The organism is Staphylococcus sp. 2S1 (assembly GCF_046721335.1).
GTDB lineage: Bacteria > Bacillota > Bacilli > Staphylococcales > Staphylococcaceae > Staphylococcus > Staphylococcus equorum_A.
On sequence record NZ_JBEUUJ010000003.1, the window covers coordinates 381,054 to 399,572 of the forward strand.

The 18,519-nt window shown below is 33.7% G+C and carries 15 protein-coding genes, 3 pseudogenes and 1 riboswitch; of the genes and pseudogenes, 7 read left to right on the forward strand and 11 right to left on the reverse strand.

What is annotated here, in order from left to right; genetic code table 11:
* The first annotated feature begins 8 nt into the window (after positions 1 to 8).
* The gene (ureG, locus tag ABLV90_RS02270; protein WP_069817853.1) at positions 9 to 623 is read left to right on the forward strand and encodes an urease accessory protein UreG; all 615 of its coding nucleotides are present in this window, start codon (positions 9 to 11) and stop codon (positions 621 to 623) included.
* On the forward strand, positions 623 to 1,465 hold the full coding sequence (locus ABLV90_RS02275; protein ID WP_427706174.1) for an urease accessory protein UreD: 843 nt from the start codon (positions 623 to 625) through the stop codon (positions 1,463 to 1,465). Before ureG ends, ABLV90_RS02275 begins: the two co-directional genes overlap by 1 nt.
* Positions 1,466 to 1,640: 175 nt before the next feature.
* Here ABLV90_RS02275 and ABLV90_RS02280 read toward each other — a convergent pair whose 3' ends face one another.
* Together ABLV90_RS02280 and ABLV90_RS02285 are read right to left on the reverse strand one after the other, a co-directional pair.
* Positions 1,641 to 1,847, reverse strand: a complete 207-nt coding sequence (locus tag ABLV90_RS02280) for a hypothetical protein (RefSeq protein ID WP_002511563.1) — start codon at positions 1,845 to 1,847, stop codon at positions 1,641 to 1,643.
* Positions 1,848 to 1,971: 124 nt separating this feature from the next.
* Positions 1,972 to 3,054, reverse strand: a complete 1,083-nt coding sequence (locus ABLV90_RS02285; RefSeq protein ID WP_460872056.1) for a hypothetical protein — start codon at positions 3,052 to 3,054, stop codon at positions 1,972 to 1,974.
* 340 nt (positions 3,055 to 3,394) lie between these two features.
* Between ABLV90_RS02285 and ABLV90_RS02290 the strand changes: the two genes are divergently transcribed.
* Positions 3,395 to 3,865 carry a thioesterase family protein gene (locus ABLV90_RS02290; protein WP_427706170.1) on the forward strand — a complete coding sequence of 157 codons (471 nt, stop codon included), beginning with the start codon at positions 3,395 to 3,397 and terminating at the stop codon, positions 3,863 to 3,865.
* Positions 3,866 to 4,028: 163 nt separating this feature from the next.
* Here the strand turns inward: ABLV90_RS02290 and ABLV90_RS02295 are convergent, their stop codons facing one another.
* Together ABLV90_RS02295 and ABLV90_RS02300 are read right to left on the reverse strand one after the other, a co-directional pair.
* Positions 4,029 to 5,174, reverse strand: coding sequence for a bifunctional cystathionine gamma-lyase/homocysteine desulfhydrase (locus ABLV90_RS02295; RefSeq protein ID WP_460872057.1), 1,146 nt, complete (start codon positions 5,172 to 5,174; stop codon positions 4,029 to 4,031).
* The gene (locus ABLV90_RS02300; protein WP_427708147.1) at positions 5,174 to 6,073 is read right to left on the reverse strand and encodes a PLP-dependent cysteine synthase family protein; all 900 of its coding nucleotides are present in this window, start codon (positions 6,071 to 6,073) and stop codon (positions 5,174 to 5,176) included. Before ABLV90_RS02300 ends, ABLV90_RS02295 begins: the two co-directional genes overlap by 1 nt.
* Positions 6,074 to 6,297: 224 nt before the next feature.
* On the opposite strand from ABLV90_RS02300, the gene ABLV90_RS02305 reads away from it, so the two are divergent.
* The 3 genes and pseudogenes from ABLV90_RS02305 (at position 6,298) to ABLV90_RS02315 (ending at position 9,067) form a co-directional block, all read left to right on the forward strand.
* Positions 6,298 to 7,584 (forward strand): homocysteine synthase, encoded by a 1,287-nt coding sequence (locus tag ABLV90_RS02305; RefSeq protein WP_069817847.1) that lies wholly within the window; start codon positions 6,298 to 6,300, stop codon positions 7,582 to 7,584.
* 258 nt (positions 7,585 to 7,842) lie between these two features.
* Positions 7,843 to 8,595 (forward strand): threonine/serine exporter family protein, encoded by a 753-nt coding sequence (locus tag ABLV90_RS02310; protein WP_069817846.1) that lies wholly within the window; start codon positions 7,843 to 7,845, stop codon positions 8,593 to 8,595.
* Between the two features lie 12 nt (positions 8,596 to 8,607).
* Positions 8,608 to 9,067 (forward strand): annotated as a pseudogene (locus ABLV90_RS02315) (threonine/serine exporter family protein).
* 85 nt (positions 9,068 to 9,152) lie between these two features.
* On the opposite strand, the gene ABLV90_RS02320 reads toward ABLV90_RS02315, so the two are convergent.
* The 7 genes and pseudogenes from ABLV90_RS02320 to ABLV90_RS02350 all read right to left on the reverse strand — a co-directional run bounded on the left by ABLV90_RS02320 (position 9,153) and on the right by ABLV90_RS02350 (position 17,060).
* A complete protein-coding gene (locus ABLV90_RS02320; protein WP_460872058.1) occupies positions 9,153 to 9,719 on the reverse strand; it encodes an ROK family protein in 567 nt (188 codons plus the stop codon).
* Complete coding sequence (locus ABLV90_RS02325) at positions 9,673 to 10,050, reverse strand: ROK family protein (protein WP_460872059.1); 378 nt, start codon at positions 10,048 to 10,050, stop codon at positions 9,673 to 9,675. The genes ABLV90_RS02320 and ABLV90_RS02325 overlap by 47 nt, the downstream gene beginning before the upstream one ends.
* Positions 10,051 to 10,159: 109 nt before the next feature.
* Positions 10,160 to 11,095, reverse strand: a complete 936-nt coding sequence (gene manA / locus ABLV90_RS02330) for a mannose-6-phosphate isomerase, class I (protein ID WP_460872060.1) — start codon at positions 11,093 to 11,095, stop codon at positions 10,160 to 10,162.
* 16 nt (positions 11,096 to 11,111) lie between these two features.
* Entirely contained in the window at positions 11,112 to 13,076 is a 1,965-nt protein-coding gene (locus ABLV90_RS02335; RefSeq protein ID WP_460872061.1) for a fructose-specific PTS transporter subunit EIIC, read from the reverse strand.
* A gap of 79 nt (positions 13,077 to 13,155) precedes the next feature.
* The gene (locus ABLV90_RS02340) at positions 13,156 to 15,021 is read right to left on the reverse strand and encodes a BglG family transcription antiterminator (protein ID WP_460872062.1); all 1,866 of its coding nucleotides are present in this window, start codon (positions 15,019 to 15,021) and stop codon (positions 13,156 to 13,158) included.
* 202 nt (positions 15,022 to 15,223) lie between these two features.
* The gene (locus tag ABLV90_RS02345) at positions 15,224 to 16,156 is read right to left on the reverse strand and encodes a lactate/malate family dehydrogenase (protein ID WP_427708155.1); all 933 of its coding nucleotides are present in this window, start codon (positions 16,154 to 16,156) and stop codon (positions 15,224 to 15,226) included.
* A gap of 84 nt (positions 16,157 to 16,240) precedes the next feature.
* Positions 16,241 to 17,060: pseudogene (locus ABLV90_RS02350) on the reverse strand (MetQ/NlpA family ABC transporter substrate-binding protein).
* A gap of 92 nt (positions 17,061 to 17,152) precedes the next feature.
* A riboswitch (SAM riboswitch) is annotated at positions 17,153 to 17,257 on the reverse strand.
* Positions 17,258 to 17,564: 307 nt separating this feature from the next.
* On the opposite strand from ABLV90_RS02350, the pseudogene panE reads away from it, so the two are divergent.
* Positions 17,565 to 18,483: pseudogene (panE, locus tag ABLV90_RS02355) on the forward strand (2-dehydropantoate 2-reductase).
* Positions 18,484 to 18,519: the final 36 nt, after the last annotated feature.

Genomic DNA, 18,519 nt, shown 5'->3' on the forward strand with positions numbered 1-18,519 from the left:
CAATTTTTATGACAGAGACAGTTAAAATAGGTATCGGGGGCCCTGTCGGTGCGGGTAAAACCCAACTTATCGAGAAAATTGTTAAACGTTTAGCAAAAGACTTAAGCATTGGTGTTATCACTAATGATATATATACAAAAGAAGATGAAAAAATATTAGTTAACTCAGGTGTATTACCTGAAGATAGAATTATCGGTGTTGAAACAGGTGGATGCCCACACACAGCAATTCGTGAAGATGCGTCAATGAACTTTGCGGCAATTGATGAATTAAAAGAACGCAATGAAGATATAGAACTTATTTTCATTGAATCTGGTGGCGATAACTTAGCCGCAACTTTCAGTCCGGAACTCGTTGATTTTTCAATTTATATTATTGATGTGGCACAAGGCGAAAAAATTCCACGCAAAGGTGGACAAGGTATGATTAAATCTGACTACTTTGTAATCAATAAGACTGACTTAGCGCCTTATGTTGATGCATCATTAGAACGCATGGCAGAAGATACAAAAGCATTCCGCGGTAACCGCCCATTCACTTTTACAAACCTTAAAACCGATGAAGGCTTAGACAATGTACTTGAGTGGATTGAACAAGATGTATTTCTTAAAGGATTAGCTTAATGTCTGAATCAAATCCACAATGGACCGGCCAATTAGATCTAACTGTTTTTAATAACGGAAAAAAATCTGTTGCGCGTGATATCTTTTTTGAAAGAGCATTAAAAGTAATGCGTCCAGTTTACTTAAACGGCTCTGATATTCCTACATTTTATATTGTAAACGTAGGTGGCGGTTATTTAGATGGTGATCGCTATAACATGAACTTCAATATAGACACTAATGCGAAAGTCATATTAACTTCGCAAGGTGCAACAAAGATTTATAAAACGTTGAATGACCATGTGGAACAATATCAAAATTTCAATATTAAAGATAACGCTTATGCGGAATATGTAGGCGACCCAATTATCGCTTTTGAAAATGCCAAATTCTACCAACATAATACATTTAACTTGAGTTCAACAGCAGCTTTATTTTATACAGATATTTTAACACCTGGATATTCTAAAGAAGGTAAAGCCTTTAGCTACACATATATGCATTTATTAAATGAAATTTATGTAGATGATGATCTCGTTGTATTTGATAATATGTTACTTGATCCAACTAAAAATAAAGTTGATGATATCGGTTATATGGAGCATTATAGTCACTTGGGTTCTTGTTATTTTATCCACCCAAATGTTAACCAAAAATTCATAGATAACGTATTCGATCAAATTAAACACTTGCAACAAGCATATGATTGTCGCTTTGGTATTACACACTTACCAACACATGGTTTTAGCATTCGTATTTTATCTAACAAAACGCAAGTAATTGAAAAGATTTTAACGACATTACAAACTTACGTTGTTAAAGAAATCTTCAATCGTGACGTTGACTTTTTAAGAAAATATTAGTTGTTCTCGAGGTTGGACATAAACACCTATCCTCAAAATAAAAGGACTAATCCATTTAATAATGGATTAGTCCTTTTTATATTTAAAAATTTACGATTTTGCCCGATTCTAAGGGAAGCATGCATAAAATCAAAGTTCATAACGTTCTATCGATATTTAACTACAGACACAACTTTTAAATTAAATTAAGTAACCAGACTAAACTTATCACTAATAAAACAATCGTAACGATATAAATCAATAACTTTTGCCCTTTAGTTAAAGTTTTTTCACCGTCCGTAAACAAACTAAATAACGAACCATCTTTGCCCATTAATAATGCAATAGAATAAATAAGTAAGACTAAAGATAAAATAAATAATATTAATGCAACAAATACCATAATAGTACTCCTCTCACAATACAATCTGTTTTTCTTAGTTCTATGCCTATTCATTCTATCTTAATATTCAAATTTGTAAAATAAAGCCTATATAAATGATCATAGTGATTTTATTTCTATTATATTATGGTAATTGTCCTTTTTTCTCTAATCGTTTAACTTTAAATGGTGCGTAAATTAATACCACAATTAATACTAATCCTAAATAACCAATAAATGGATAAAAGAACGACATTAAGTCTGTAAATCCTGCAAAGCTTACTGCAAAGCCAATTAAAATAGATACGATATAAAATACTTTAAACTGTATTGTTTCAGGAGTAGTAAAACGTGTAGCAAGTGAATAGAACATACCTAAACACGTATTAAATATCATTAAATAGATAATGATAGACATAAGGACACCTAAAATTGGTGAGATATCATTGACAAGCCCTAACATCGGCATTGGTAAATCTCCTACCGTTTCAATTTTAGAAAGTATCGCAAAATGACTTATCATGATCATCACACCTAAAACGAATCCTCCGACGAAACCGCCCCATGCGCCTATCTTAGGATTTTTCTCACTACCACCCATAACGATTGCCATAGTTGCCCCTAAACTGATATTTAACGAAACGTAATTAACGCCTGAAATAAACCAATTCGGCACCGCTGATGTATGTTCCTTAGCTATGTCAGTAAGTTCAGTAAACGTACCTGACATTGTAAACAAGCAATACACAGCAACAACTAGAATAGCTATAATCAATAACGGTGTAATATTACCGATAACTTTAACCACATTATCTACACGTAACATACCGAATAAAAATACTAAAAGAACCATTAATAGCGTTCCAATGACTGCCGGTATACCAAACTGTTGCTCAAAGTTCGAGCCACCACCAGCGAGCATTACGACACCAAATCCAAACAAGGCGATGATGAGTACAATATCTATCACCCATGCAAGCACTTTACCAAACAATGTACCGCCTGTTAATTTATGTATTACATCATTATGACTCTGAGCTTTAAACTTACTACCTAGCCATACAAGCACCATACCAATATATGAAAATAGCATTGTTGAAACAATTGCCGCAAATATGCCCATCATACCGAAACTAGTAAAATATTGTAGAATTTCTTGTCCTGAAGCAAATCCGGCGCCTACAATGATACCAATTAAGGCACTACCTATTAAAAATACCTTCTTCATAGTAATCCCCTTTGTTAGTAGTAATTTTTGTTAAAAACGTAAAATCATCATTGTGAAATAGATCGCATTACATTATATAACCCCTTTGTACACATCTATCAATGTAACTTCGTATTGTCTCCCACAGCAATGTAAACGTTTACATATTCATAGTAACTCACTTGGCTTTAATTTTCAAACCGCTAAAAACACTTATCCTTGATGGTATTTACATTATATAATACGCACTTTTCAACTAATAATAATATCATTATAGAGAAAACAAATTTTTAAACTTTTCACTATAAAACTGATACAATTATGTAGTCCAATATTAATAGATAATTATAGGAGTGGTCTCATGGTAGAAGAATACATATATAGAAATACTGTACAACCATCTTGGATTGACCGTAACAACCATATGCACGACGCACAATATTATTCAATATTCAGCGATGCAGTTGTTGGTTTCTTTGAATCTGTAGATTTATCAATTTCATATCGTCCTAATCAAGAAGTAACGATATTTAGTATGGAAGCACATATTTCATTTTTAAAAGAATTACTACTAGATGATTCGTTTTATATTAAAGTTCGCATTTATGATTATGATGCCAAAAGAGTTCACCTCTTCTTAACAATGTATAATCAGCAAGACGAACGTAACGCTACATATGAAGTTATTATGATGGGTGTAAGTAATCAAACACGCCGTAGCATGAATTTTCCTCAACCTGTTTATGATAAAATCAAAGCTTATTTTGATCGTCAACAATCTTTCGAGGTACCTAAACAACTCGGTCATGTGATTAGTATACCTAGAAAATAACTATGCGATACTTAGAAGACTTTTATTGAATCTAAATTTAGATTCAGTAAGCATTTCTCAATATAGCGGGCAAAGGCTCCAAACAGTAACATATTGATAACACACAAAATATTATCTTATATAACAAAGAGAGCCTCTAAATGATTAGAGGCTCTCTTATTAATTAGTTTAAGTGATCTAAAGCTTGTTTTAAATCTGTTACTAAATCTTCAGTGTCTTCAATTCCAACTGAGAGACGAATTAGACCATCTGCAATACCTTCTTTGGCACGAATGTCTTTAGGAATAGATGCATGTGTCATTAATGCTGGTACAGAAATTAAACTTTCTACTGCGCCTAAACTTTCAGCTAATGTGAAATATTGTGATTCTCGAATAACTGCTTTGGCGCTTTCTATATCCTCAACTTCAAAAGCAACAACCCCAGTATGTCCTTCTGATTGTGCTTCGTGGATATCATGGTTTAAATGTTCAGCGATACTTGGATGGAATACTTGTTTAACATTTGGATGTTGTTGCAACATTTCAATAATTGAAAGTGCATTACGTTGTACTTGTTCCATTCTTAGCCCTAATGTTTTAATACCACGAATTAATAAATAACTATCTTGTGGTCCCAACACGCCACCTGTTGAATTTTGAATAAATCCAATACGCTCAGCTAGGTCCTCATCATTTGTAGCAACTAGACCAGAAACAACATCACTATGACCACCAATGTATTTTGTAGCTGAATGCAATACGATATCAATACCCAATGTTAATGGGTTTTGGAAATAGGGTGTCATAAATGTATTATCAACAACTGATATCAAATTATGTTTCTGCGCAATTTCAGCTGATTTTTTAATATCTGTTACTCGTAACAATGGGTTTGATGGTGTTTCAATATATAACATTTTTGTTTCTGGTTTAATATATTGTTCCACTTCATCTATATGTGTTGTATCTATGAAATCTGCTTTTATTCCAAAACGTGAAAATACTTTTGTTAGTGCTCTGTATGTGCCGCCATAAACATCGGAATTTATTAATAAATGATCACCTTCGTCTAATAACATGATTACTGCAGATATGGTCGCCATACCAGAACCAAATGCATAACCATATTGACCATGCTCTAAATCAGCAATAAGGCCTTCTAATGAACTACGTGTTGGATTAGCTGAACGAGAATATTCATATCCCTGTCTCATATCACCGATGTCATCTTGCATAAATGTACTTGTTTGATAAATTGGTGTAGTTACTGCACCTGTATATGGATCAGTAGTAGATCCGCCGTGAATTAATTGTGTTTTTTTATTCATTAATGATTCTCCTTATAATTAAAGATTTTTTGTGACATGTATCGATCACTACCATCAGGAAAAATCGTTACTATAATGCCACTATTGATATGTTTTTTTACTTCTAATGCACCTTGTAAGACTGCACCAGAGGAACTTCCTACAAGTAAGCCTTCTCGTTTTGCCAATAATGCTACATTTTCAAAAGCGTCTTTATCAGACACTTTCACAATATCAGAAACTAAGGATTCAGGTAAAAACTGAGGCCACTTTTCAGAACCGATGCCTTCAATATCATGGGCGTGTTGAGCTCCTCCACTTAATATAGAACCTTCTGGCTCAACAATGACATTCTCTACATTAAATGAAGTTAAATGTTCTGCCACACCTGTAAATGTGCCGCCTGAACCTATACCTGCTACAAAATAATCTACTTCAGGCAACTTTCCTGTTATTTCTTTACCCAACGTTTCTAAATATGCTTTGGGGTTGTTCGCAGATTCAAATTGATTTAAATAAAGTGCGCCCGTTTTCAATTCAAATTGCTTTGCCGCTTCTTGAGCACCTTGCATGCCTAATGCTTTCTCAGTTCTTCTAACCTCAGCACCTAAAGCTTTAATAATGGATATTTTTTCTTCTGCAAAACCTTCAGGTGCAAAAATCACTGCATTTATATTATGATGGTTAGCCGCAATAGCTACGCCAATACCCGTATTGCCTGCTGATGCCTCTACTACAGTTCCACCTTTTTGTATTAAGTTGTTCTCTAAAGCTTTTTCAATTAAATACTTTCCAAGTCTATCTTTAATACTGCCGCCAGGATTGAATTGTTCTAATTTAGCATAAATTTGAACATCTTCATTACTAAAAGATTTTAATAATACCATAGGTGTATTGCCGATTAAATCATATGCAATCATTATAGTCCTCCACACACAGGTGTTTTTAATGTTTTTATTTATTCCCTACTATACTGATATGAATTATAAATAGTTTCATCCCTTTTTGCAAATTTTATAATTAAAATATTGCAAAACACTTAAAATAAATCCTTACTTTTTTAATAAGAATACTTGAATTCACTATATAGCTCTTGTATAGTATTAGTTATCAGAAAATTCAAATTTATAGGAGGATTTACATTATGAGTCAGAATTCATGGCATTTAGACACATTATCAATTCATGGCGGTCAACAAGTGGATGATTCAAAATCACGTGCAGTACCTATCCACCAAACAACGAGTTATGTATTTGATAGTACAGACCATGCACAAAAATTATTTTCGCTACAAGAAGACGGTAATATTTACACGAGAATTATGAACCCAACACAAAATGTCTTTGAAGAACGCATCACGGCTCTAGAAGGAGGCGTTGGCGCTTTAGCTACTGCTTCAGGACAAGCCGCAATACATCTCGCATTATTAAACATTGTTGAGACAGGTGATGAAATTGTTGCTTCTTCAAACTTGTACGGTGGTACATATAATTTATTAAAAGTGACATTCAAAAAATTAGGCATTAAAGTCCATTTTGTAGATCCTAGCAATCCTGAAAACTTTAAAAATGCTATTACAGATAAAACGAAAGTTGTTTATGCAGAAACAATTGGCAACCCTCGTATTGATGTTCTAGATATAGAAGCTGTTGCAGATATTGCACATGATAATGGTGTTCCATTAATTGTTGACAATACATTCCCAACGCCTTATTTATTACGTCCGTTTGAGTACGGTGCTGACATTATTGTTCATTCAGCTACTAAATTTATTGGTGGACATGGTACTTCAATCGGTGGTGTCATTGTTGATAGTGGTAAATTCAATTGGGATAACGGTAAATTCCCTGGCTTAGTAGAACCAGACCCTAGTTATCATGGCGTGTCTTATGCGAAAGATGTAGGAGAAGCCGCATATATCACTAAAGCACGTGTTCAATTATTACGTGATTTAGGTGCATCTGTATCACCTTTCAATGTTCATGAATTCTTGATTGGTTTAGAAACATTACATCTACGTATGGAACGTCATTCAGAAAATGCTTTACGTATCGCACAATACTTAGAAAAACATCCAAATGTAACATGGGTAAACTATCCAGGTTTAGAAAACAATGCTTACAATGAATTAGCTCAAAAATATTTACCAGATGGCCAAGGCGCTATACTTACATTTGGCGTTGATGGTTCAGTAGACGATATTGCTAATTTTGTTGAAGGATTAGATTTATTCTCACACGTTGCAAACGTTGGTGATTCTAAATCATTAATTATTCATCCCGCAAGCACAACACACTTACAATTGTCACCAGAAGAACAAAAAGCTTCAGGTGTACTTCCAGAACTTGTAAGATTATCAGTTGGAACAGAAAAAGTAGAAGACATCATTTCAGATCTTGATAAAGGTTTTAAAGCATCACTTGGAAATTAATGAAAAAAATTTCCTTAGTGATGCTAAGAATCTAGTTCACACTCTAAAAATATATAACATCAAAAACGCCCAACTTTGATTTGTTTGGGCGTTTTTAGACTGCGCGCTATTATCCTACCACACAAACCGAAGTCTCCTGTATGTGTAATTTTTATATTTTAACGCCTTTATTCTATATCATAAAGAGATTTACCTTTGTGTTTGTTAATTAATATTGGGATAATAACAATAATTAGCCAATAAGTGGGAGGTGCATGTTTGGATAATCAAAAAGATAAAATAACCATGAATGTCATATTACTTACCGGTAAAATACTTTTGTCCTCTGGCGCTGAAGTATCACGTGTTGAAGATACTATGCGTCGTATAGCAATTTGTATGGGCTATTACAATAGCCAAGGATATGTCATAAATGTGTTCATCAACTTTTCACTAAGTGAAGAACACGATACACGCATTTTGCGTATTAATAAAAATACCACCAACTTATTGAAAATATTTCAAGTTAACGCAATTTCACGGAAACTCACAAGTAATCAATTATCTATAGAAGAAGCTTACGACCTTTTAAAAAATATAGATCGCACATCAGTAACAATTCCACTGTGGAAGAAAGGGATAGCAGCTGGCATTATCTCGCTGAGCTTTTTATATTTACAAAATGGTACATGGCCAGATGCGATTACCGCAATCATAGCCGGTGCTACAGGATTTTTAATTGTAGAATTTATGCATAGCAAGTCACTGACTATGTTTATCCCTGAATTTGTAGCCTCTTTTGTAATAGGAACAATCGTTATCTTTGGGTCTAAATTATTCAATGTTGATAATATGTTTGGACCTGCCATGCTTGCTTCAGTTATGCCAATCGTTCCTGGCGTATTAATAACAACTGCAATACAAGATTTATTTGGCCGTCACATGCTTATGTTTACAGCAAAATTTTTGGAAGCATTAGTTATTGCTTTTGCGATTGGTTCAGGCATAGCAATTGCGTATTCACTATTTTAAGGAGGATTCTTCATGACTATTTTAATTACATTCTTATGCAGTTTCAGCGCCTCCTATTTCTTCAACGTGATTTACGATTCGCATAAAAAGGTATTTCTTCCTGCTGGATTTGCTCGGAGCCATGGGTTATATCGTCCATTTTATTTTAAGCGAGCACGGACAAATGGATACAATATATACAAGTTTATTGGGTAGTTTAACACTAGGTTTAATCAGCCATACTATGAGTCGAATATATAAAGCGCCTGTTGTGCTATTTATGATCCCTGGCATTATTCCACTTGTTCCAGGTAGTATTGCTTTCAGTGCGACACAACAGCTCGTTACGCTTAATTTTACTGACGCGACTAACACATTCATTCGCGCTATTTTGATAGCAGGTGCAATTGCTTTAGGTTTGTTGATTTCAGATCAATTATCTAAAACATTGAATATACGAAAATACTTAGCTATTAAAAGAAATAAACTTTAAAAAGACTACACACTATTGTTATACACTTCAAATAGGTTTATAAAAACGTTATTTGATAGTAATACAATACATGTGTAGTCTTTTATTAGGATTCATTCACAAAATATAAACCCGTTAATACATTGGCTTCTAAATCACTTATTTTAATACTAATCGGACTATTGCGTATTAAATGATGTGCTTTTACATATGTTTCTATACTTTCTTTATAAGGCAATGCACTTTGTGTCACGCCACCACCTAATACAATATGATAAATATTAAATACACTAAATAAATTTGTACACAGTTGTTGAGTTAGTTTTAACACTTCTTCAATCATTTGAATTATTGTTTCATCTTCCCCTTGGACGTACATTTCAATAGCTTCTTTCGTACTCACTTCTCTTTGTGAAATATCACTCGCTTTTCTGCTAATCGCTAAACCGGAAATTTCATTTTCAACACAGCCATATTGCTTACAGACAGGACATTGGTAACTGCTATCACTTTTAATTACTGTATGGCCAATCTCACCAAAATTCCCGTCAACGCCAGAAACTAATTGTCCTTGTTTCATATAGGCCATGCCAACACCTGTACTAATCGTTAAATAAATAAAATCCTCAGTTTGTGCTTTTATATACTGATGTTCTGCTAAAATTGCGAGCATCCGTATCATTAACAAATTGTGGCTTAAATTCACTATTCTGCGTTATATAAGCACCCGCATTAAATCCATTATATTTTTGCAAATTAGGTGGGTTTAAAAATACGCCTTGAGTATAATCACACGGCCCTGGCATCGCAATATTTAAAACAGTCTTATCGACGTCCTTATAATTTGTTATATAGTCATTCGCCAGACTTATAATTTCATTGAATTCCTTTTCTGGCACATCTTTATTCGTTTTAAATTTTTGACTCGCTACGATTTCTAAGTCTTCATTGATAAGCCCAACAATCGTTTTAGTTCCTCCAATATCAACACAAATTTTCAACATCAAGCACCAACTCCATCATTTATTATTTTATCTTAATTATGTATAAAAAGAGGCACAGACAAAACCAATTTGCCTTGTGACAAATCAAATTCATCTCGCCTCTCCTTATTTATACATGGCTGACAATCATCGTCATGTCACCATTAAATTGAATCTCATCGTCTTCTGTTGTCAGTATAAAGTGCGCACCTTTGTTTAAACTGTAGTCGCTTCCGTCTACAATGATTTGTCCGCTGCCTTCAACAATTGAAACAAGACAATAGTCCTGCGGTTTTCTATAATTTAAGTTACCATCGATTACCCAACGTTCAACTGTGAAAAAATCATTGGACACAAATTGTGTGTACTGCTGTCCTTGGATATTTTCATATATTGGCGTTGTATTAGGTGAGTCTTCTGAAAGATGAATTACTGCTTTACTCTGTTCTAAGTGCAAATCACGTTTGTTTCCATCTTTATCTACACGATCATAATCATATATTCTATATGTCGTATCCGAAGATTGTTGTGTTTCTAAAATCATAATACCTTTTCCAATAGCGTGTACTGTTCCAGTTGGTACATAGAAGAAATCTCCTGCTTGTACTTTTACTGTTTTAAAAATGGTATCAAATTGTTGTTGATCAATCATTTCATTTAATTCATCCTGATTTTTAGCGTTTACATCATAAATAATCTCTGCATCTTCTTGTGCATCTAGAATATACCAACACTCTGTTTTGCCATATTCACCTTCATATTTTTGTGCATATTCATCATTTGGATGGACTTGAACTGATAATTTATCGTTTGCATCTAATATTTTCGTTAATAAAGGAAATTTAGCATCACCAGTTTCACCAAATAATGCTTTATCTTCATTCCATACTGTTTCTAGTGTTTTACCTTTATGTTTACCATTCTCAATTATATTCGGTCCATTGGGATGTGCTGAAATCCCCCAACATTCACCTATATATTCATTAGGGATGTCATAATTGAATGATTTTAAAGCCGTACCGCCCCATATACGTTCTTGAAAAACGGGTTGTAAGAATAATGGCATATGCGCATACCTCCACTTATATTTCTTTTAGTATATCGTATATTTGTTCTGTATGTGTTGCATCGATTAAACTTTGACGGATATCATCATCCATTAGCACTCTAGATAAACGCTGTAACAATTTCAAGTGCGTATCACTACTATCACTTGGTACTGCAATTAAGAAAACAATTTTTGGTAATGTGCCATCTAAGCTATCCCAATTCACGCCTTGTTTATTATTCATAACTGCTACGATTGGTTTTTTCACTGCATCTGATTTAGCATGAGGAATTGCCACATTCATGCCTATAGCCGTTGTCGACTCCATTTCTCGTTTTAAGACGTCTGCTTTCAGTCTTTCCGTATCTGTAATATAATCATATTTATTTAATTGACCTACAAGATGTTCAATTGCTTCGTCTCTTGTCAATTTCTTCTCTGATATTTCAATTACCTCTTGCTGAAATACTTCAATTTCGTCATCTGTTGTTGCTTGTTTATCTTCGCTTATTTCAGCGCTATTTTGCGTTGCTACTTCTGTATCATTCTGAGTTTGCGCAGCCATTCCTGCGTCTGTATGCGTTGCATCTCCAGCTATTGCTGGTGTTTTTCTTCTTAGTGTCAATACTGAGAACATTGTCACAACACTACCTACAATCACTGCTATAAAGAACCAAAACACTTGATCAATACCACCAAGCACAGCTACGATAGGTCCACCATGCGCTACTCTATCACCTACACCACCAATTGCTGCAATCGCCGCAGCAATCATGGCTCCTATCATATTAGAAGGTATAATACGTAAAGGATCTTGGGCAGCAAAAGGAATCGCACCTTCCGTTATACCAAATAATCCCATTGTAAATGAAGCTTTACCCATTTCTACTTCACCTTTATTAAACTTGCGTTTGTTGATAAAGGTTGCAAGACCTAGACCAATAGGTGGTGTACATACTGCAACAGCAACCATACCCATTACCGCATAGTTTCCTTCAGCAATCAGTGCTGAACCAAATAGAAATGCAACTTTATTTACTGGTCCACCCATGTCAAAAGCAATCATTGCGCCAATAATCAACGCTAAAATCACGATATTTGTTCCTTGCATACCTTTCAGCCATGTCGTTAAGCCTTCAAAAATACTAGCAATCGGTGCGCCAATTAAGAAAATAAAAATGAGCCCTACGATAAGTGAAGATATTATCGGTATAATGATAATCGGCATAATTGGAGCCATTACTTTTGGTATTTTAATATTTTTTATCCATTTTGCAATGTAACCCGCTATGAAACCTGCTACGATGCCACCTAAAAATCCTGCACCTGCGTCACTACCATAAAAACTACCATCAGCGACAATCGCACCACCGATCATCCCTGGCACAAGTCCCGGTTTATCTGCAATGCTTACAGCAATATAACCTGCCAAGATAGGGACCATAAAGCTAAATGCTAAATTCCCAATATTTTCAATTGATTTCCAAAATGAATCTTCTGGTATTACTAAACCTTCAGGTGTAGCTTTGCCCCCTAAAGTCAATGCAATCGCCATTAATAGTCCACCAACAACGATAAATGGAACCATAAATGAAACACCATTCATCAAATGTTGATATATCATTTGCACGCCGCTTTTTTGCTCTTCATCATCTTGATTAGAAGTGCCTGTCGCATTAGCGTCATGATGTATGTGCGCATCTTTATCGATAATACGTTGAATGAGTTCTTGTGGTTTATGAATACCTTCTCTAACACTTTCATTAATTAATAATTTCCCATCAAATCGAGATAAATCTACTTGGCGGTCTGCGGCAATGATAATCCCATCCGCTTCTCTAATTTCTTTCGCTGTTAAAACATTTTCAGCACCGACGCCTCCCTGCGTCTCTACTTTAATGTCTACACCCATTTCTTTACCTGCTTGCTCTAATTTCTCTTGAGCCATATACGTGTGTGCTATCCCATTTGGACACGATGTTATCGCTAAAATTTTCATAACGTTCATCCTCCTTACTTATAATTGTAAACGCATTCATAAGCATATAAAAAAGAATAATTGCCGTTGGTAGTGGCAATTATTCTTTCACTAACTGAATTACTTTATCTTTTAAAATTTGATCTTCAAGCACTAGCAACTGATCTACATCATTTTCAGTTAAATTAGCTATCGTATGAATGATTTTTTTCATGGTTGGAATATCTTGTTCTGCTATTGCTAAGAAAAAGACTAATTTCGCCCTATTTTGTTTCCGACCAAAACCCTGCATATTTTTAAAAATTACCACGTGTGATTTCAGCACCTTTTCAGGGTCGCCATGGGGAATACTAATACCCTTTCCTATAAAAGTAGAAGAAAATTTTTCTCTTTCTAAAGCACTTTGAATATATTTTTCGGTAACTGATTGGTTGTCTCTGAAAATAATTTGCGCCTGTTCAAATACATAGGATGCTTCTGTTAGCTCTTGTTTGTCTGAGTGTACATCAAATTGAATGGTCGCTAATTCATCCTGATTTAACACAGGATTTTGCTTATGGCGTATAAAGGATTGAATTTTATTAGCATCTTCGTTGGAAAATAGTGGCGAAACTTCCATTACTTGCAATGTATCTGGCACCTGAGATTTATCTACAAAGTGTGTCGTAATTAAAGCATCGACACCTGAAAAATCATACTGTGACACATCTTCTAACTTCAATGTATCTATCACGTATATCCTATCATCTAAATTTGCTATCTTAGCTTCCAATAAACTTGAAATACCCAAACCATAATAGCAAGTAATTACGATATTAAAACGATTTTTCTCATTACGATCTATGGATGATTGAAAATGTAATGCTAAAAATGCAATTTCATCTTCTACTAGATTTATTTTTGCGTCTTTAGACAGATGATTTACAGTTTCATATAAGGTGTTAAAAACAAAAGGATAATGTTTTTTAATATCTTCCGTTAATGGATTGTTAATGTAGACATTTTTAGCAATGCGTAAATAGGTTCTACTAAAATGTGAATAAACATTGTCTCGCAATGCTTTATCTTGGGTGAAATTCACTCCTACACTTTTTTCCATTTGATATATCATTCTATCGATGTAACTTTTAACGAACACTTTTTCTAAGCCTAAATCGTATTTATTAAAATAGTAACTAATAAAAAATGAAAACAATTTTGCAGTTTCATCACTTAACCCATATGCTAATTTTTGATTTATTTCGTCTATACAATGTTGGGCTATAATTTGTGATTCTTCATCTATAACCCACGAAGCATCATCGTCATTGTTTCTTTTAAATATAATAATAAGATGTATAAGCAATTGTCGAATTCGAATATCGGAAGTTTGTATTTGGTAATCACTTAAGTTACTTTTAATAATTTGAAATATCATTTGAATATGTGCTTCCGGTATTTCATTTAGAATGAATTGCTCTACGGTCTGGTCTTTTGTCGAGAGCTGATTTAAATGCAGAATCGCATTTCTTATATTCATTTCGTTACCATTAACTGTGATACCTTTTTTCTTAGTAATGTTTACACTAATATCAAATGATGTACACCATGATTGTATTCTATTTAAATAGTCATTTACTTCTGATTTTGTTAAATCAAAGTCGTTTTCCAATTGATCAATGGTCATAGGTTGTTGATGCATTAGCAACTGATAGCCTAATTTCAACAGTATTTCACTTTCTTTATTCGTAAATGCTGTAACGATTTCTGTCAATTGTTCCACACTATATAAGGTACGGTTCATTTTATATCCTCTACCTTTTACACTAACAATAAGTTCTTCCACTAACTCGCTATTAATATACTTAATATCACTTCGTACAGTTCTGTTGGAAACATTCAAGTAGTTCGCTATTTCGTTTGCACTTAAATAATCATTGTTATTATTTAATATTAAACGAATAAGTTTAGCATGTCTTTCTTGCATAGCCGCACCGCACTTTCCACATTATTACACGCCTTATTAGTAAGCGCTTCCTATAATATCAAATACATTGTAGCTATAACTCATTATATAAGCAAGGAGTTCACTGTTTGCATAACGTTGCATTAATTTCTGCTGTAAATTATTGTTTTAAATAAAAAAGAGATAGCAACTGAAATTATCATTCGTTACTATCTCTCAATTATTAGTTTGTTACTTTACTAATTGTTTGTTGTATATATTGATGTGCCACTTTAAGCTGTTCAATTTCTGTTTGGCTGAGTTGAATTTCAAACCTCTGTTTAATACCCTCACGTGCCACTAATGTAGGTAGACTAAAGGCACTCTCATTCAAACCATATTCATTACTTATTGAAGTTAACGGCATGATGGTCTGTTGGTTTAATGCAATTGCTTGTATTAAATAATTAACTACTTTCGATATCGCTACATTTGTCCATCCTTTTTTATAAAACACATCCATAGATACCTGATCAATTTCTGAAGTTATACGTGTTTTATCGATTGGTGACGTATGCGTCAATTGTTCAAATTCATCTAATGTCATGCCATAAATTCTAACTTTACTCCATGCCGGCACTGCATGTTGTCCATGTTCTCCAATCACAAATGCTTCAACATTCTTAGGGTCAACTTGGTAATATTTCGCAATCAATGTTTTAAAGCGAGATGTTTCCAAAGCTGTTCCAGTACCCATTATTTTATGAGAAGGATATTGAGATGCATTGCTCATATAAGTAATTGTATCTACTGGATTGGAAACTAAAATAACAATCGCATCTTGTGTCACTTGATTAATTTGTTTCATGACTTCCTCAATCATAATTCGGTTACCTTTCGCAAGCAATACACGATCGCCCTCATTAGGATCTGTTGGCACACTCGCTGTAATCACAATGAATGATGCATCAGCTAAATCTTCATAACTACTTTCTCGAATATTGATGTGTGTTGAATTCGGTAAACCTTGCGTGTGCAAATGATCCAGTGCTTCACCACTTGCTCTTTCTGTATCTGTATCAATTAATACAATATCTGAGAATAAATTTAAATTTTGGACGTCTGTGAGTACTTGGCTTCCTACTTTACCAAGTCCAATGATTCCTATTTTGGACATTTTATCCCTACCTTATCTATAGAATATTAATATATGATACTTTTAACTACTATATAAAATGTAACAAACGCATTGTGTTATATCTTATTTTTCATATGGAATGACATCTTGACCGTATTCTTTTTTAATAAAGTCTTGTGTATCTTTTGATTGTAGTATTTTAATTAACGTTTGATATTTTTTATCATCTTTATGTCCTTTTTGAACGGCAACTATATTTGCAAATGGTGATGATTTATCCTCAACTGCAATCGAATCTTTATGTGGTGTTAGACCGTTATCGATAGCATAGTTAGAATTCATAATAACTGCCGCGCCTTCTTTACTGTTATATGTTTTAGGTAGAAATTCAGCGCCTTGTTTGTTATTAAATTTTAAATCTTTTTTATTTTCTACAATATCCTCAAATTTTGCATCTTCAATATTTACACCTTTTTTAATTTTAATTAAGCCTTTATCAACAAAAAATGATAAGAAGCGTCCTTCTTCAGCAGGGTTGTTCGATACATAAATCGTTGATCCTTTAGGGATATCTTTAATATCTTTATATTTTTTACTATAAACACCCATTGGCGTAGTTAAGACTTTTCCTACTTCTTCAATATTATAGTTATGATCTTCTTTTTCAGCTTTTAGATAAGGTACATGTTGGAAAAAGTTTGCATCTACATCGCCTTTATCCAATAATTTATTAGGTACTTTATAGTCATTCACCGTCTTAATTTCTAAATCATAACCTTCTTCTTTCATTGCTTTTTTAGCATGTTTAAGCACTTCGCCATGTGGTGCTTGGAGATGTTGCTATCGTGATTTTTTTATCTTCACCTTCGCCCTTTGAATTTCCGCATGCTGCCAATATAACTACTAATACTAATAATGAAACTAAACTTATAACCCTTTTCATCAAATCTCTCCTTATAATTTGTTTTACTTTACGACTAAAGCTATGTATAAAAAAATACTTTCTCTTCATTTTCAAGAGAAAGTATCCACCTTCTCTCATCTTTGAAAGTAAAATTACTTTCTGTGAATTAGCACCATTTCAAAAACGACGGTTGCTGGGCTTCATAGGGCACATCCCTCCACCACTCTAGATAAGAGTAAATCATATGCAATTGATTGTTTTAATCCTAGCATCGCGATCATGATTAGTCAATGAGTTTTTAGAAAATTCTAAATCATTTGCTTTCATAAATATTTTCACTTTCGTTCCATGTGAAACAATAATCATTCTGATAAATAACTTTATAATTTGAGGAGTTTAAAGAAAGAATAATACCTTAATTTAATATATACATCTACAATAATAATATAAAATATATATAAAAGTATGCGTAATAATTTTATGAAGTGGTATATATACATTAACGAGATAGAAACAATACATAACATGAGGAGTTGCATAATAATGAGAATTTTAGTCTTAGGAGCAGGTGGTATCGGTGGTTACTTTGGTGGTCGCCTAGCTGAAGGTGGTCAAAACGTTACATTTCTAGTACGTTCAAAAAGAAAAGCATATCTAGAACGAAATGGTCTATCTATTCATAGCGAAAAAGGTGACTATCATTTTAACCCTCAACTTATTACAAGAAAAGACCGCGTGAAACCATTTGATGTAGTACTCTTGTCTTCTAAGTCTTATCATTTAGAACATGCCCTTGAAGATTTAACACCATTTGTTAATGGCAATACGGTGATTATTCCATTACTTAATGGAATCGCACATCTACCGAAGTTACAGTCAACTTTTGGCGACAATAAAGTCATGGGTGGCTATTGTGTCATTGAAACGACGATAAACCCCGTAGGTGAAATCGTTCATACAAGTCCTTTTGACAAACTCTTTTTTGGTGAATTGAATGGCGACCAAAGTGAACGTGCTGAACAAATTGCTCAAGCTTTTTCAAATACTAAGGCTGAATTTATTTTAAGTTCAAATATCCAGCAAGGTATGTGGCATAAATATTTAATGATCACTGTACTATCAAGTCTTACTACACTCATGCATGCGCCAATTGGACCAATTCGTGATAGCGTGGGAGGCGTAGATTTTATTGAGTCACTATACAACGAAGCCGCTTCAATTATGCGTGCACATAATGCGCCCATTTCGGATAATATCGTCGATCAATATATGAAATCACTGCCGAAATTATCTTATCACTTCAAGACTTCTATGCAACGAGATATGGAAAAAGGATTAAATATTGAAGCAGATCATTTACAAGGTTATTTGTTACATTTGGCGAGCATCATACCAAATAGATGCGCCTCTACTAACTACTGTTTATCAAAACCAAAAAGTATATAAAGAAATGCTTCAATAATAACTATTTATTATTGATTTCAGAGTGTCGACAAAA